Origin of the sequence: Sorangium sp. So ce726, from assembly GCF_051521405.1 — a bacterium.
Classification (GTDB): domain Bacteria; phylum Myxococcota_A; class Polyangia; order Polyangiales; family Polyangiaceae; genus Sorangium.
Genome location: NZ_CP150349.1, coordinates 5,590,545 through 5,604,738 on the forward strand (window position 1 = coordinate 5,590,545; position 14,194 = coordinate 5,604,738).

Here is a 14,194-nt window from a genome sequence, read left to right on the forward strand (position 1 = left end):
GGTGTCGGCTCACCTCTTCCTGCCCGCGCGCTGAGGCGCCGCAGCGCCGCGCGCCCTGTAGACCGCTCGTAGATCCTTCGCGATCTCCCGGAGCCGCGCCCGCAGCGCCGCCGGCTCGACCGCCTCGACACCCCTGCCCAGCCCGACGATCTGCGAGATCGCGATCGACTCCCGCTCGAAGTCGACAGTCACGACGCTCGTCCCATCGCGCCCGCATTTTCCCCGCCCCCACCGCTCGTGCTCGCCGCCGGGCCGGACCCGCCGGAGCGCCTCTTCGCCCTCCCCGGTCACGCGCAACGTCACCACGTAGCTCGCCCTCTGCTCCGCGAACCGCCGGCTCAAGCCCTTCCAGCACGCCGCCAGATCGAACCCCTCCGGCCGCGCAAACGTCGCTTCGAGGAGCCGCGCCCCAGCCACCCGCGCTCCCCGGAAGATGCTCGGCCCCCGCTCCGTCCCGGCGACGAGGTACCAGCGGTCGGCCTTGATCACGAGCCCATACGGCTCCACCACCCGCTCGCTCGCCTCCCCGTCGAAGTCCCTGTACGCGAGCCACACCTTGCGATCCTGCCAGACCCCCTCCCGCAGGACGTCGAGGTGCGGCACCACCTCCCTGCCCTGGAACCACCCCGACGCGTCCACGTGGAGCCGCTGCCGCGCGTGCTCGGCCAGCGACCGGTGCACGGCCGGCAGCGCCGCCGACAGCTTGATCAGCCCGCTCTCCAGCGCCGCCGAGAGCCCGATGTCGGCCAGCGCCCCGGGCGCGGCGACCGCCGCGAGCGCCTGCACCTCGGGCTGCGTCAGCCCGGTCAGGCTCGTCTGCCACCCCTCCGCCAACGCGATCCCGCCGCTCGGGCCGCGCTGCGCATAGACGGGCACGCCCGCAGACGACAGCGCGTCGAGGTCCCGATAGATCGTCCGCGCCGAGACCTCCAGGCGGCGCGCCAGGTCCTCTGCCGTCAGCTGGCGGCTCTTCGCCCGCTGCAAGAGCAACATCAAGCTGAGCAGCCGATCCGCGCGCATGACCGTCCGTGGCTCCCGACCCGGAAATGACCTGCCCGAGAGGCTACGCGCAATTCATGACAGGAGACGTCAGGAATTCCCCCGTAGCGTCGCAGGACGACCGGGACAGGCCGGAATGCAAGGGCGCGCGCGCCGCAGGAGCTCGCGCGCCCGCCGAGCCGCCGGTCCCCAACAAGAAGGAGACACCGTATGAGACCGCTCGAAGGACAGGTCGCCCTCGTCGCCGGAGCCACGCGCGGCGCGGGGCGCGCCATCGCGTGCTCGCTCGGCGAGGCCGGCGCCACGGTCTATTGCACAGGGCGCAGCGTCCGGGGCCGGCCCGCCACGGGCCAGCGCCCGGAGACCATCGAGGAGACCGCCGAGCTCGTGGCCGCGGCCGGAGGGCGCGGCGTCGCCGCGCAGGTCGACCACACCGTCGAGGAGCAGGTCGAGGCGCTCTGCGCCCGGATCCGGCAGGAGCAAGGGAGGCTCGACGTCCTGGTCAACGATGTGTGGGGCGGCGATGAGCTCACCGAGTTCGGCCAGCCGTTCTGGAAGCTCTCCCTGCCCAGCGGGAAGCTCCTGCTCGAGCGGGCCGTCACCTCGCACATCATCACGAGCCGCCACGCGGTGCCGCTCCTGCTCGAGCGCGATCGCGGCCTCATCGTCGAGATCACCGACGGCGACCACTTCGGTTACCGCGGCAACCTCTTCTACGATCTGGCGAAGATGTCGGTCATCCGCCTGGCCTTCGCCATGGCCTGGGAGCTGCGCCGCCACCCCGCCATGACGGCGCTCGCGGTGACGCCCGGCTTCCTGCGCTCGGAGGCCATGCTCGACCACTTCGGCGTCACCGAGGCGAACTGGCGCGACGCCGCCGAGAAGGACCCGCACTTCATCGAATCGGAGACGCCGTTCTACGTGGGCCGCGCCGTCGCCGCGCTCGCCGCCGATCCGCACGTCGCGGCGAAGTCCGGCCGCGTGTTCAGCTCCTGGGACCTCGCGAGGGAGTACGGCTTCACCGACGCCGACGGCCGGAAGCCCCACTGGGGCGAGTACTTCGAGCGGAACCTCGGCAGGTACAACAGGGCCGGTGAGGCGGCCTATGCCAGCTGGTTCAACGGCCCGATGGAGCTCGCGTGCCCCGACTGGCCCAAGGAGTGACCGGGGTAGTGGGGCATTCCCCCGTGCCGGAATGATGGAACCGCCAAGGCGCCATAAGACGCCAAGATTTTTGTGTTTTTCTTGGCGTTCTTGGTGCCTTGGCGGGTCAAAAGACCCCACCATCGACCGCCCCGATACCCCACCACAGTGACCGGCGCGGACGCCTCAGTGGGCGTAGGGCTCGCCGCGCAGCAGGGTCATCGCGCGGTAGAGCTGCTCGATCAGCACGAGCCGCGCGAGGCGGTGCGGGAACGTGAGCGGCGACAGGCTCCACCGGTCGTCGGCCGCGGCGGACACGTCGGGCGGCAGCCCGTCCGCGCCCCCGATCAGGAACGCGACCACCCCCTTGCCGCGCGAGCCCCAGCGCTCGACGCCGGCCGCGAACGCCTCGCTGCCGAGCGCCTTGCCGCCCACCTCCATGGCGATGACGCTCGCCCCCGCCGACGCGCGCGCAAGGAGCGGCCCGACCTTCGCCGGCGGGCCGTCCTGGATCTCGATCTCGTCGCACGCCACGTAGCGGCGGATGCGGCCGAGGTATTCGTCCATCGCCGCGCGCAGCGGCTTGTCCTTCACGCGCCCGACGGCGGCGACGACGAGTCGCACGGCGCGCTCAGCTCGGATCGAACCGCGGAGCGGGCTGCGCCCCCGGCGGCAGGCTCTCTTCCGGGACCGGGACGCGCCCCGCGTCGATCCAGAGCCCCTCGATGTCGTACAGGCGGCGCGTATCCTCCTGGAAGACGTGCACCACCACGTCGCCGAAATCGATGAGCACCCAGGTCGCCGCGGCGAGGCCCTCCATCGAGAGCGGCGCGAGCTTCTGCTTGCGTACCGCCTCCTCCAGCCCCGTCGCGATCGCGTGGACGTGCCGGTCGGATCGGCCGGTCATGATCACGAGGTAATCCGCGTAGTCGACGCGCCCCACGACCTCCAGGATCTCGACGCCGATCGCCTTCTTGTCGAGCCCCGCGGCGGCCAGCGTCAGCGCGAGCTCACGCGCGGGGGCCGAAGGCTCGGGGACGGGCGGCGGCGTGCTCCGGCGCGAGCCGGCGCGCTTCGGGCCCGTGAGCGGCGACTTGCTCCGCGCGGGCGACCGCCCCGCGAGCGGCAGCACCGCCTTCGCGCCACCCTCGCCGCCGCCCCGCGCGGCCCGCGGCGCCGGCGCGTCGCCGTCGTCGCGGGCCGGACGACGCGCCCTCGAGGCCGGCCGATCCGCCGGGATCGGCCGCGCCGCCCGCTCCAGCGGCTCCGCCTCGCCGCCCGCGCGGCGCGCGCGGACCACCTTCTTCTTCGCGCCGGGCTCACCGACGCCCGCGTGGGAGGCGCGGATCCGGGGAGACGCCGGCCGCTTCGGCTTCGCCGCGGACGACGCTCGACCGGCCGCGCCCGCCTTGGCCGTGGTCGCCTTCTTCCGCGCCGGCGCGCGCGGCTCCGCGCCCTCGCCCGCCTTCGACCCCGACTTCGCCCGCGGCTTGCTGCTCCCCTCGCCTGCGTCCTTCTTGCTCGCCAACGTTCTCTCGCTTTCTTGCGCCCGGTCGATGACCGGCGCCACTCGTCTCGCCCGCGTCAGCGGGTCTGGCCCTCGCCGTACGCGATCCACTTGAGCGTCGTCAGGCTCGCGAGCCCCATCGGGCCGTAGGCGTGGAGCTTCGTCGTGGAGATGCCGATCTCCGCGCCGAGGCCGAGCTCGCCGCCATCGTTGAACCGGGACGACGCGTTCACGAGCACGCAGCTCGCATCGACCTCGCGCAGGAACCGCTGCGCGTGGTCGTAGCGCGGCGTGCAGATGACCTCGGTGTGCATCGACCCGTAGCGGCCGATGTGCTCGATCGCCTCGTCGAGCGACCTCACCACCCGCACCGCGAGGATGGGCTCGAGGAACTCCCGCCCGTAGTCGTCCTCCGCGGCCTTGCGCGCCGACGGCACGAGCGCGCAGGTGGCGGCGTCGCCGCGCAGCTCGAGCCCGCGCTCCGAGAGGGCGGCCACGCGCCCGAGCAGCGGCGCCGCGACGCTCTCGTGGACGAGCAGGCACTCCAGCGCGTTGCAGACGCCGGGGCGCTGGAGCTTGCCGTTGTCGACGAGGCGGTAGGCCATCTCGACGTCACAGCCAGCGTCGGCGTAGAGGTGGTTCACGCCCTTGTAGTGCTGGATCACGGGGACGCGCGCGTTCTCGGCCACGAACCGGATGAGCCCCTCGCCCCCGCGCGGGATGGCCAGATCGATCATGCCGGTCAGGCCGAGCAGGACCCGCGTGGCCTCGCGGTCGAGCGAGGGGACCCTCTGCACGGCATCGGCGGGCAGACCGACCGAGCGCAGCGCGTCCGAGATCAGCTCGCCGAGGGCCGCGTTCGAGCGCGCCGCCTCCTTGCCGCCGCGGAGGATCGCGGCGTTGCCGCTCTTCAGGCAGAGCACGGCCGCGTCGACCGTCACGTTGGGGCGCGACTCGTAGATCATGGCGATCACGCCGAGCGGGACGCGCACCTGCCCGACGAGGAGCCCGTTCGGCCGCCGCTCCATCCCGACGACCTGCCCGACCGGATCGCTGGCGGCGGCGACGTCGAGCACCGCGCCGGCGATCGCCGCGAGCCGCGCCTCGTCGAGCACGAGCCGGTCGACGAGCGCCTCGGAGACACCGGCGGCGCGCGCAGCGGCCACGTCCTCGGCGTTCGCGGCCAGCACCGCGGAGCGCTTGCCCTCGCCGGCCTCGGCGCGCAGCCGCTCGGCGATGGCGCGCAGCGCGCGGTCCTTCTGGGCCCTGTCCAGCGGGGCGAGGGCCCGGGCAGCCGTCCGGGCGCGCTGGCAGAGCGCGCGAAGCGTGCCCTCTAGATCGATGTTGCTCTGTTCCACAGCGGGAACCTAGCTCGCCTCCCTGCGCGGGCCAACCGTTCTCCTGCGCGTCCATGCTAGCGTACCCGCCGTGTCCGGCGATCTCCGAAGCTCGAGCCAGGCGTCCTTCGCACCCCGCTCCCGAGACGCCCACCGCGCCCCCACGAGGAGCGCCGCTGCCTGCCCGCGGCGCGGCGCGGCGCTCGTCGCGGGGGCGCTCCTCGCCGTGATCGCGCCGGCGTGCGGCGGCTCGGACGCAGGCGCGGACGCGCCCGCCACGGCGAGCACGGGCATCCCCCTCGCTGCGCCGGGCGCGCTGGGCGCGCCGCTCGACGCGCCGCCGGCGGCCCCCTCCGTCCCCTCCTCGCCGTTCGCCGATCCGGAGGGGCTCCAGGTCCCACCCGATCCCGCCAACCCTCCCGAAATACCGCCGTATCGTGCTCCTCCCGGGAACACCGGGGGGAGCGGAGTGGAGCTATGACACGCGCCCGCCACGCCTCGCCGATCGCCGCGCTCGCCGCGATCCTCGCCGCGCACCTCGCCGCGGCGTGCTCCTCCGCGCCGAAGCCGCTCCCGCCTGGTCCGCCGCCCGAGTACGAGCGCCCGCGCGTCTACGACGGCGGCGTGGGCGACGCGCCGGCTGCGCCGCAGGACGAGCCGGATGCGACGGATGCGACGCCGGGCGCGCCGCTGCTCGCCCCATCGCCGGGCGCTCCGCCCGCGTCCACGCAGCCGCCGCCCACCACGCCGCCGCCGCCGCCCACGCAGCCGTAGCGCCGTGCGCCGCGAGCGGGCGTGCGGCGAGCGCCTCGGCCGCGCGACTCTGGCGGATCCAGCCCCGCCATGCTAGCGGCAGCCATGCTCTCACCCCGGCGGGACTTCGTCGTCATCCTCGATTTCGGCTCTCAGTACACGCAGCTCATCGCCCGGCGCGTGCGCGAGTCTGGCGTCTACTGCGAGATCCACCGCTTCGACGTGCCCATCGCCGAGCTGCGCCGGCTCGCCCCGCGGGCGATCATCCTCTCGGGCGGCCCCGCCAGCGTGTACGGAGACAACGCTCCCCGCTGTTCCCGGGAGGTGCTGGAGCTCGGCGTCCCGACGCTGGGCATCTGCTACGGGCTCCAGCTCATGGCGTATCACCTCGGCGGCAAGGTCGAGCGCGCGCACACGGGGGGCGAGTACGGCCCCGCGGCGGTGCGCGTCGAGCGCCCGACCGGCATCTTCTCGCGCTTCGCCGAGGGCGACTCCATCGACGTGTGGATGAGCCACGGCGATCGGCTCACCGCCATGCCGGAGGGGTTCGTGTCGCTCGGCACCACGACCGGCAGCCCGCTCTGCGCCGTCGCCCGCGAGCGCGACAAGCTCTACGGCCTCCAGTTCCACCCCGAGGTCGTCCACACGCCGCGCGGCAAGGAGATCCTCCAGTCCTTCCTGTTCGACGTCGCCGGCCTGTCGCCGACCTGGACGCCCGCGTCGTTCGTGGAGGAGGCGATCGCCGCGGTCCGCGAGAAGGCCGGGCCGAGCGACCGCGTCATCCTGGGCCTCTCGGGCGGGGTCGACTCCTCGGTCGCCGCCGTGCTCTGCCAGCGCGCCCTCGGCGACCGGCTGACGTGCATCTTCGTCGACAACGGCCTGCTTCGTGAGGGCGAGGCGGAGAGCGTCGAGCGGACCTTCCGCGACCACTTCCACATGAACCTCGACGCCGTCAACGCGTCGGCGAGGTTCCTCGAGGGGCTGCGCGGCGTCGTGGATCCCGAGCAGAAGCGCAAAGTGATCGGCCGCCTCTTCATCGAGGTGTTCGAGGAAGAGGCGAAGCGGGTCCACGGCGCGAAGTGGCTCGTCCAGGGCACGCTCTACCCCGACGTGATCGAGAGCGTCTCGTTCAAGGGGCCGAGCGCTGTCATCAAGAGCCACCACAACGTCGGCGGCCTGCCCGAGCGGATGAACCTCGGCCTGATCGAGCCCCTGCGAGAGCTCTTCAAGGACGAGGTGCGGGCCGCCGGCGAGGCGATGGGCATGCCGAGGGACATCCTGTACCGCCAGCCGTTCCCCGGCCCGGGCCTCGCGGTGCGATGCCTCGGCGAGGTGACGCCGGAGAAGCTCCGCGTGCTCAGGGCGGCCGACGCCATCTTCGACCAGGAGATCCGCGCCGCCGGGCTCTACGAGTCGCTCTGGCAGAGCTTCTGCGTGCTCCTCCCGGTGCGCTCCGTGGGCGTGATGGGCGACGAGCGCACCTACGACGAGGCGATCGCGCTCCGCGCGGTGCACTCGACCGACGGCATGACGGCCGACTGGGCGCGGCTGCCCTACGACCTCATCGCCCGGGTGAGCTCGCGCATCATCAACGAGGTGCGCGGCGTGAACCGCGTGGTGCTCGACGTGTCCTCGAAGCCGCCCTCGACGATCGAGTGGGAGTGACGATGGCCAGCGCGAGCGCGAAGCGGACGCGCGCCACGGCGGCGCTCCTGATGCTCGGGCTGTCGGCGTGCGTCGCGCGGGCTCCGGCGACGGTCTCGCTGCGGGTGAAGGGGAACGTGCCCGACGCGTCGGTCACCATCGACGACCAGTACATCGGCGCGCTCGCGTACGTCGCCGCCCACGGCGTCGCGCTGCCGCCCGGCGCGCACCGGATCACCGTGGAGAAGGCCGGCTACTTCGCCTGGGACCGCCTGGTCGAGGCCAGGAGCGGCGCCCCGCCGATCCACCTCCAGGTGCAGCTCACGCCCGTGCCGGATTGACGATCTCGGGGGGCCGACACCGGCCGGCCCTGGCGCCGCCGCACCCCCACCGGCGCGCACGCGAGAGAGCACAGGACGAAATCATCTCCAAGCGGTCTCCGTAATCCATGCGGTGGATGCACGCGGCATCCATCCCGATCTCAACGTTACGGGGGACCGAATCATGCCGAATCGGAGCAGTCCGAAGGCGCGCGTGACGAAGACGCGCGCGCCTTCCATGAACAAAGCAGCCCGGCGCGCCCGCCGGTGCGCCACCCTCGAGGTGTGCGGCCCCGAGAGCTGTCGTCCGGGAGGCCGCCTGTTTCTCACCCTGTGCGATCTCGCCGATCGCTTCCTGCAACGCCGGGGAGATCCGCGGGCGATGCAGCTGGGCACCGTGCTGTTTTATGTCGCGTTCCACAGCGCTCGAGCCGCCGAGGACGACGACTTCCGCCTCTCTCTCCGGACCTCCCTGGACATGCTCGTCGAGCTCGAGCCGGTCGAGCGCTGGCTCCGGCCGCCGCCGGCGTTCGATCTGCCGGCCGGCCGGCCTGCGCCGCGCCCCTACCCCACCTGCGCCGGCGCGGAGCTCTCGGCGCCACGAGGCTCCGGATGATGCCGCCGCGCTCCTCGCCGTCCGCGCCGCCGTCCGCGCCGGCGCGCCCGTCGTTCGAGACGGTCTATGCCGTGGGCTTGCCGTTCCTTCATCACGCGCTCCGCTGGCTGGGTGTCTCGGTGAATGATCTGGACGACATGCTCCAGGAGGTCTTCCTCGCGGCCTATCGGGGCCTGGCCAGCTACGAGCCATGGCGTTTCCACGCGGCCCCTGCAGGCGTGCTCGCCGCGGCAGGACCGCCGCCCCTTCGCATCACGCCCGAGGCGGCGCTGCATCGGTGGCTGTTCGGCATCGCATGGAGAAAGACGAGCCACTATCACGCGCGCGCTCACCGGCGCCGCGAGATCCCCTCCGGGGCCGGCGTGTCCTGGCCGTTCGACGGGCGCGCCCCGGCGCCGACGCCGGAGCAGTCGCTCGCGAGCGCGGACCGCGCCGAGATCGTGACGGCGCTGCTGCTGAAGGTCGCGCCAGAGCGGCGCGTGATCCTCGTCATGTACGATCTCCTCGGCGTCGCAGTGGCCGACATCGCCGGCGAGCTTTCGCTCAACGAGAACACGGTCCGCTCCCGCCTGCGCCTCGCCCGGGAGGACTTCCGCGCCGCGGTCGCGCGTCAGTCGGCCGAGCGCCGCAGCGCCCTGTGCGCGCTCACCGCGTCGGAGCGCCCCCTCCCCAGCGCCACAACCATGCTCCACACCGTGCGCGCGTTCCCTCCCGTCCCCGCGCCCGCTGCACGCGCGCTCTGGCGCCGCCTCCAGCAGCGGATCGACGAGCGTTCCGCCATCGCCAGGACCACCCCGCCGGCCCCGTGGTAATAGGGACCAGCGAGCCAGCGCCACCAACGCACGAACGATACGGACAGAACGCAATGCGCACGGCGCCGCACACCACAACGCGACCACACGACCACGCGACGGCAGACGGCAAACGCCAACAAACGCCAAACGCCAACACGAGAGCGAAAAATACGAAGCGGGCGACCCCACTGACAGCTTGACGCCCCCGCACGTTTGTGTAGTCTCCGCCGCCCTCGCAGAGAAAGTCCTACGATCATGGCCAATACTCCGAAGTGGAATGTCCGTCTGCGTCACGAATGGCTCGCCACCCCGCTCAAGAAGAAGCGCCTGAAGCGCTGCCAGAAGGCGCGGATCGGCCTGCTCGATGCGGAGCAGCGCAAGGCTGCCAAGCAGAAGCCCGTCCAGGTCGAGCAGCCCGCGAGCTGACCGGCTGACCACCGTTACGTACCGCGCGACACTTGCCAGCCCGGCCGCGCGAACACCTCGACATCACGTGCCGATCGCGGTTCCGCAGGTCGGTGCCCTCGCGCGGCGCGATCCGTGGTAGCGTCGCCTCGCGGTGTTCGCCCGCGCGTTGGCGACGACTCGTCGATCCTCACCTCTGGTGAGGATCGACCCGGATCCATGGGAGCGAGGCCCTGAGCGTGTCGGATTCGAGCTTTTCGCCCGGTCGCTCGGGCACTCCTGCCGTGCCTTCGTCTCGCTCTGCAGGGGGCGAGGAGGGCGATGGACCCACCCGCGTCATGAGCGACACGGAGCGGCAGGCTGCGCTTGCCGCCGTGCGCGGAGCGCAGGCCGCGGCCGCCGCCGCTGCGGCCACCTCTACGACCGCGGAGACGGTGCGCCCTCCACCTCCCCCTCCCCCCGCGGCGGGCGCGGCGGCGCACGAGCTGGCCGCCGAGACGGTCCGCCCCGCTGCCCTCCCCAAGGGGCTCACAGCGGCGGCCGCGCACGACGCAACCGCCGACACGGTCCGTCCACCCGCTCCTCCCTCGGGGAGCGCGGCGAGCCCTGCGGAGAGCGCGGCGGGCGAGCAGCCGGCGGAGGCGGACCCGCTCGTCGGCACCACGGTGGCGGGCGCGTACCGCGTCATCCGCCTGCTCGGCGAAGGCGGCATGGGGCGCGTCTATGAGACGCACCACACCCGCATCCCGGGCAAGCGGTTCGCGCTGAAGACGCTCCACCCCGAGCTCGCGCAGCAGCCCACCGTCCTCGCGCGGTTCCAGCGCGAGGCCGAAGCCGCAGCGTCGATCCGGAGCCCGCACGTCGTCGAGATCTTCGACGTGAACCGGCTGAGCGACGGCCGGCCGTGCATCATCGCCGAGTACCTGGATGGCAAGGGCCTCGACGAGCTCCTCGCAGGGTCGGGAGGGCGGCTGCCGGCCGGCGTCGCGGTGCGGATCGCGCGCGAGGTGTGCGCTGGCATCGCGGCCGCGCACGCCGCGGGCATCGTGCACCGGGACATCAAGCCGGAGAACATCTTCCTCACGGGCGACCCTGCGTGTCCGACCGTGAAGGTCCTCGATTTCGGCATCTCGAAGACCTCCGCGCCGTCCACGCTCACGAGGACCGGCATGGTGCTCGGAACGCCGGCGTACATGGCCCCGGAGCAGGCGAAGGGGGACGAGATCGACCCTCGGGCCGACATCTATTCCGTGGGGGCGGTCCTCTACCACGCGCTCACCGGGAAGCGCCCCTTCGAGCGCAGCGACCCGACGGCAGTGCTCCTCGCGGTCATGACGGAGGAGCCGCCGCCGCCGCGATCGCTGAACCCGGAGATCCCGCCGGGCCTGGAGGCCGTCGTCCAGCGCGCCATGGCGAAGCAGAGAGAGAGCCGCCACGCCTCGATGGGCGAGCTCGCCAGCGAGCTCGCGCCCTACGAAGAAGCGGCCGCGCCCGGGCCGCCCAGCGCTCGCGCGTCGCTCGCGCGTGCGTCCGTCGTGCTCGGGCGGCCTTACGCGCTCTCGCACGCCTTCGGCCTGCCCGGCTCGGCGTCGTCCGAGGCGTACCTGACGCGGCAGATGGTCTTCCTCGCGGTGAGCCTCGGCCTGGGGTGGCTCGGCGCGGGCCTCGTCAGCTGCCTTGCCGGCTTCGCGCGCGCGGCGCGCAGCGACGCCGCCGCGCTGTCGGGCCAGGGCGCCACCCTGCTCACGCTCGGGATCCTGTGCGCCCTGTTCGGCGTCGGGTTGCTCGGCGGCTTCTATGTCTTTCGCCGAGTCTGGCGGGACGACGCCCGGATGAGCGCGCTCGCGCCGCGGCTCACGACGCCCGTCGTGCTCGCCCTCGTGGCCTACGGGTCCGCGTCGCTGCTCGTGCGGCTCGTCGAGGCCGTGTTCCTGCAGCGCGCCATCGGCATCGCGTGGCCGATCTGGGACGCGCTGCTCTTCCTCATCAGCGTGCTCGCCGCGGGCGCTGCCGCCCTGTTCCAGTGGCGAGGACAGCGGCGATGAGCCCGCGGCCGAGCCGCCGGACGCATGCCATGGGCCGCCGTCCGGGCGTGTGTTAGGGGAGCGAGCCATGCCAGCGCAGGCATCTGGGACGAGCGCCAGCCCGGCGAGCCCCCCCGGCAGACCGGGCACACAGGCGGGAACAACCACCGTGCTCGGCGCAGGCGGCAACACCCCGGGCTCGCGCGCCTCCCTGCTGGCGCGGACGCCGCCCGCGGCGCTCTGGCTGGTCACGGGCGCGGCTGCGCTCGTGGCCGTCGTGTTGGCCGCGGCGCTGCTGCGTGACAGCGTCTCGCTCTCCCGTCTCGAGGCGGCCTCGCTCGCCGAGCGCGCGCCGCCGTCGGTCTCCGGCCTCCGGCGTCCGGTCGCGCCGCGACCTTCCGATGCTGTCCCCGCCGACGAGCTCGCCGCAGCGACCGCGGGCGGCGTGCTCGCGCTGGAGGCGCTCGCCTCGCGCTACCCGAAGGATCCGGCGATCTTCCGCGCGCTGATGCTGCGCCACGCGCTCCCGCCGCCTTACCACGCCGCCGCGCTCGCCGCGGCGAAGCGGCTGCTGGAGCTCGATCCGGGGGCGGCGGCCGACGACGACGTGAAGCGTATCGTCGCGAGCGCCGCCGACGGACCGCCCGAGGTGGCCTCGGCCGCGCTCGACCTGATGGCGAGCAGCATGGCGAGCCACGGGGCGGATCTGCTCTACGAGCTCGCGGTGGGCAGCTCCGCGCTGAAGGAGCGCGCCGCGAAGCGGCTCGCGGAGGCCGCGGTCCTGGGGCGTGCGACGCCCGCGCTGCGCATCGCGCACGAGCTCCGGATCGCCCCCTCGTGCAAGGCGAGGCAGGCCTTGCTGGCGCGCGCGACGACCGACGGCGATCGGCGCGCCATCGATGTCCTCGCGCCGCTCATCACCAGCAAGGGCAAAGGGTGCGGCTTTCTGGGCATGAGCCGCTGCGCGGCGGCGTGCGCCTCGATCGCGGCAGAGATCAAGGCGGCGATCCAGGCGATCGAGGCGCGCACCGGGCCATCGCCCCGGGCGGCCGACGCGCCTGCGAGCCGATGACCGCGCCTGCGAGCCGATGACCGCGCCTGCGAGCCGATGACCGCGCCTGCGAGCCGATGACCGCGCCTGCGAGCCGATAACCGCGCCCGCGAGCCCATCGTCTCACGCTCGAATCGGTGACGTTGACCGAGGGTTGCGCAGGTGGGAACCTTGCCATATTAGGGCTCAACTCATGTACGTTCCTGCTCAACCCTGGTCGCCGGATTCATGGCGTGAACGGTTCAACGCTGCGCCCCTCCCCTATGACGAGCCCGAGGCCGTCCAGGCGGCCGTCGAGAAGCTCCGGGCGCTGCCGCCGCTCGTGACCTCGTGGGAGGTCGAGCGACTCAAAGGCTATCTGGCCGAAGCGCAGCTCGGCCGCCGGTTCGTGCTCCAGGGGGGAGACTGCGCGGAGACGCTCGACGACTGCCGCCCGAACATCGTCACGAACAAGCTCAAGATCCTGCTCCAGATGTCGCTCGTGCTGGTGCACGGCGCCCGCCGGCCGGTGGTGCGCCTCGGGCGCTTTGCCGGGCAGTACGCCAAGCCGCGCTCCAGCCCGGTCGAGACGCGCGATGGCGTGAGCTTGCCCAGCTATTTCGGGGATCTCATCAATCGTGCTCCCTTCGATGCCTCCTCCCGGCGCCCCGATCCAAACCTGATGATCGCGGGATACCAGCACGCGGCGATCACCCTGAATTTCATCCGTTCCCTGTCGGAGGGCGGCTTCGCCGATCTGCACCACCCGGAGTACTGGGACCTGAGCTTCCTCGAGCGGGCGGATCTGCCCGGCGAGCTGCGCGAGCGATACCAGCGGATGACGGAGCAAGTCGGGGAGGCCCTTCGGTTCATGGAGGCGCTCGCGGAGGTGCCCGTCGGGGAGCTCTCGCGGGTCGAGTTCTTCACGAGCCATGAAGGGCTCAACCTGCACTACGAGTCCGCGCAGACGCGGAGAGTCGCGCGCCGCCCTGGCTTCTACGACCTGACGACCCACCTGCCCTGGATCGGCGAGCGCACGCGGCAGCCGGACGGCGCGCACGTCGAGTTCTTCAGCGGCGTGGAGAACCCGCTGGGCATCAAGCTCGGCCCGAAGACGCTCCGCGACGACGTGATCCGCCTCCTCGACCGGCTCAATCCGGCCGACGAGCCGGGCAAGATCGTGCTCATCGTGCGCATGGGCGCGGACCGCGTGCGCGACGGGCTCCCGCCGCTCATCGAGGCGGTGCGGTCCGCCGGGCGCAAGGTGCTCTGGATGTCCGACCCGATGCACGGCAATACCCAGACGACGTCCAGCGGGATCAAGACACGGAATTTCGAGGATATCCTCACCGAGATCGAGGCGAGCTTCGAGGTGCACGAGACCATCGGATCCCACCTCGGCGGTGTCCACTTCGAGCTCACGGGCGACGATGTCACCGAGTGCGTCGGGGCGGGGCTCACGGAGGCCGATCTCGACCAGCGCTACGCGAGCCTGTGCGACCCGAGGCTGAACTACCGCCAGTCGCTCGAGATGGCGTTCCGCATCGCCCACCGCATGGCGGAGGCCTCCCGGCGCGCGAAGGGCTGAGTCGAGAGCAGGAGTCCCCTGCTGGCGTTCCGTC

At 72.7% G+C, this 14,194-nt stretch carries 15 protein-coding genes; 11 read left to right on the forward strand and 4 right to left on the reverse strand.

Annotated features, from left to right (window positions below; translation table 11 throughout):
- Window positions 1-9: 9 nt before the first annotated feature.
- A complete protein-coding gene (locus WME79_RS20755; protein WP_437538376.1) occupies window positions 10-1,020 on the reverse strand; it encodes a helix-turn-helix transcriptional regulator in 1,011 nt (336 codons plus the stop codon).
- Between the two features lie 189 nt (window positions 1,021-1,209).
- On the opposite strand from WME79_RS20755, the gene WME79_RS20760 reads away from it, so the two are divergent.
- Window positions 1,210-2,163, forward strand: a complete 954-nt coding sequence (locus WME79_RS20760; protein ID WP_437538377.1) for an SDR family oxidoreductase — start codon at window positions 1,210-1,212, stop codon at window positions 2,161-2,163.
- 165 nt (window positions 2,164-2,328) lie between these two features.
- Here WME79_RS20760 and WME79_RS20765 read toward each other — a convergent pair whose 3' ends face one another.
- From WME79_RS20765 to WME79_RS20775, 3 genes are read right to left on the reverse strand one after another with little or no spacing between them, the layout of a single operon-like run.
- Window positions 2,329-2,766, reverse strand: a complete 438-nt coding sequence (locus WME79_RS20765) for a 23S rRNA (pseudouridine(1915)-N(3))-methyltransferase RlmH (protein WP_012236304.1) — start codon at window positions 2,764-2,766, stop codon at window positions 2,329-2,331.
- 7 nt (window positions 2,767-2,773) lie between these two features.
- Window positions 2,774-3,670: a ribosome silencing factor gene (gene rsfS, locus WME79_RS20770; protein ID WP_437538378.1), complete on the reverse strand. Its 897-nt coding sequence runs from the start codon at window positions 3,668-3,670 to the stop codon at window positions 2,774-2,776.
- A gap of 56 nt (window positions 3,671-3,726) precedes the next feature.
- Window positions 3,727-5,007 (reverse strand): glutamate-5-semialdehyde dehydrogenase, encoded by a 1,281-nt coding sequence (locus tag WME79_RS20775; protein WP_437538379.1) that lies wholly within the window; start codon window positions 5,005-5,007, stop codon window positions 3,727-3,729.
- Between the two features lie 70 nt (window positions 5,008-5,077).
- On the opposite strand from WME79_RS20775, the gene WME79_RS20780 reads away from it, so the two are divergent.
- The 10 genes from WME79_RS20780 to WME79_RS20825 all read left to right on the forward strand — a co-directional run bounded on the left by WME79_RS20780 (window position 5,078) and on the right by WME79_RS20825 (window position 14,160).
- Complete coding sequence (locus WME79_RS20780) at window positions 5,078-5,467, forward strand: hypothetical protein (protein ID WP_437538380.1); 390 nt, start codon at window positions 5,078-5,080, stop codon at window positions 5,465-5,467.
- Window positions 5,464-5,760: a hypothetical protein gene (locus WME79_RS20785; RefSeq protein WP_437538381.1), complete on the forward strand. Its 297-nt coding sequence runs from the start codon at window positions 5,464-5,466 to the stop codon at window positions 5,758-5,760. Before WME79_RS20780 ends, WME79_RS20785 begins: the two co-directional genes overlap by 4 nt.
- A 69-nt stretch (window positions 5,761-5,829) precedes the next feature.
- A complete protein-coding gene (gene guaA, locus WME79_RS20790) occupies window positions 5,830-7,404 on the forward strand; it encodes a glutamine-hydrolyzing GMP synthase (protein ID WP_437538382.1) in 1,575 nt (524 codons plus the stop codon).
- 2 nt (window positions 7,405-7,406) lie between these two features.
- Window positions 7,407-7,724 carry a PEGA domain-containing protein gene (locus WME79_RS20795; protein ID WP_437300722.1) on the forward strand — a complete coding sequence of 106 codons (318 nt, stop codon included), beginning with the start codon at window positions 7,407-7,409 and terminating at the stop codon, window positions 7,722-7,724.
- A 217-nt stretch (window positions 7,725-7,941) separates the two neighbouring features.
- Window positions 7,942-8,319: a hypothetical protein gene (locus WME79_RS20800; protein WP_437538383.1), complete on the forward strand. Its 378-nt coding sequence runs from the start codon at window positions 7,942-7,944 to the stop codon at window positions 8,317-8,319.
- The gene (locus WME79_RS20805) at window positions 8,316-9,131 is read left to right on the forward strand and encodes an RNA polymerase sigma factor (RefSeq protein WP_437538384.1); all 816 of its coding nucleotides are present in this window, start codon (window positions 8,316-8,318) and stop codon (window positions 9,129-9,131) included. The genes WME79_RS20800 and WME79_RS20805 overlap by 4 nt, the downstream gene beginning before the upstream one ends.
- A gap of 237 nt (window positions 9,132-9,368) precedes the next feature.
- Window positions 9,369-9,539, forward strand: coding sequence for a hypothetical protein (locus WME79_RS20810; protein ID WP_012236312.1), 171 nt, complete (start codon window positions 9,369-9,371; stop codon window positions 9,537-9,539).
- A gap of 317 nt (window positions 9,540-9,856) precedes the next feature.
- Window positions 9,857-11,563 carry a serine/threonine-protein kinase gene (locus tag WME79_RS20815; protein ID WP_437538385.1) on the forward strand — a complete coding sequence of 569 codons (1,707 nt, stop codon included), beginning with the start codon at window positions 9,857-9,859 and terminating at the stop codon, window positions 11,561-11,563.
- Window positions 11,564-11,711: 148 nt separating this feature from the next.
- Entirely contained in the window at window positions 11,712-12,614 is a 903-nt protein-coding gene (locus WME79_RS20820) for a hypothetical protein (RefSeq protein ID WP_437538386.1), read from the forward strand.
- Window positions 12,615-12,786: 172 nt separating this feature from the next.
- Window positions 12,787-14,160 (forward strand): 3-deoxy-7-phosphoheptulonate synthase class II, encoded by a 1,374-nt coding sequence (locus tag WME79_RS20825; RefSeq protein WP_437538387.1) that lies wholly within the window; start codon window positions 12,787-12,789, stop codon window positions 14,158-14,160.
- Window positions 14,161-14,194: the final 34 nt, after the last annotated feature.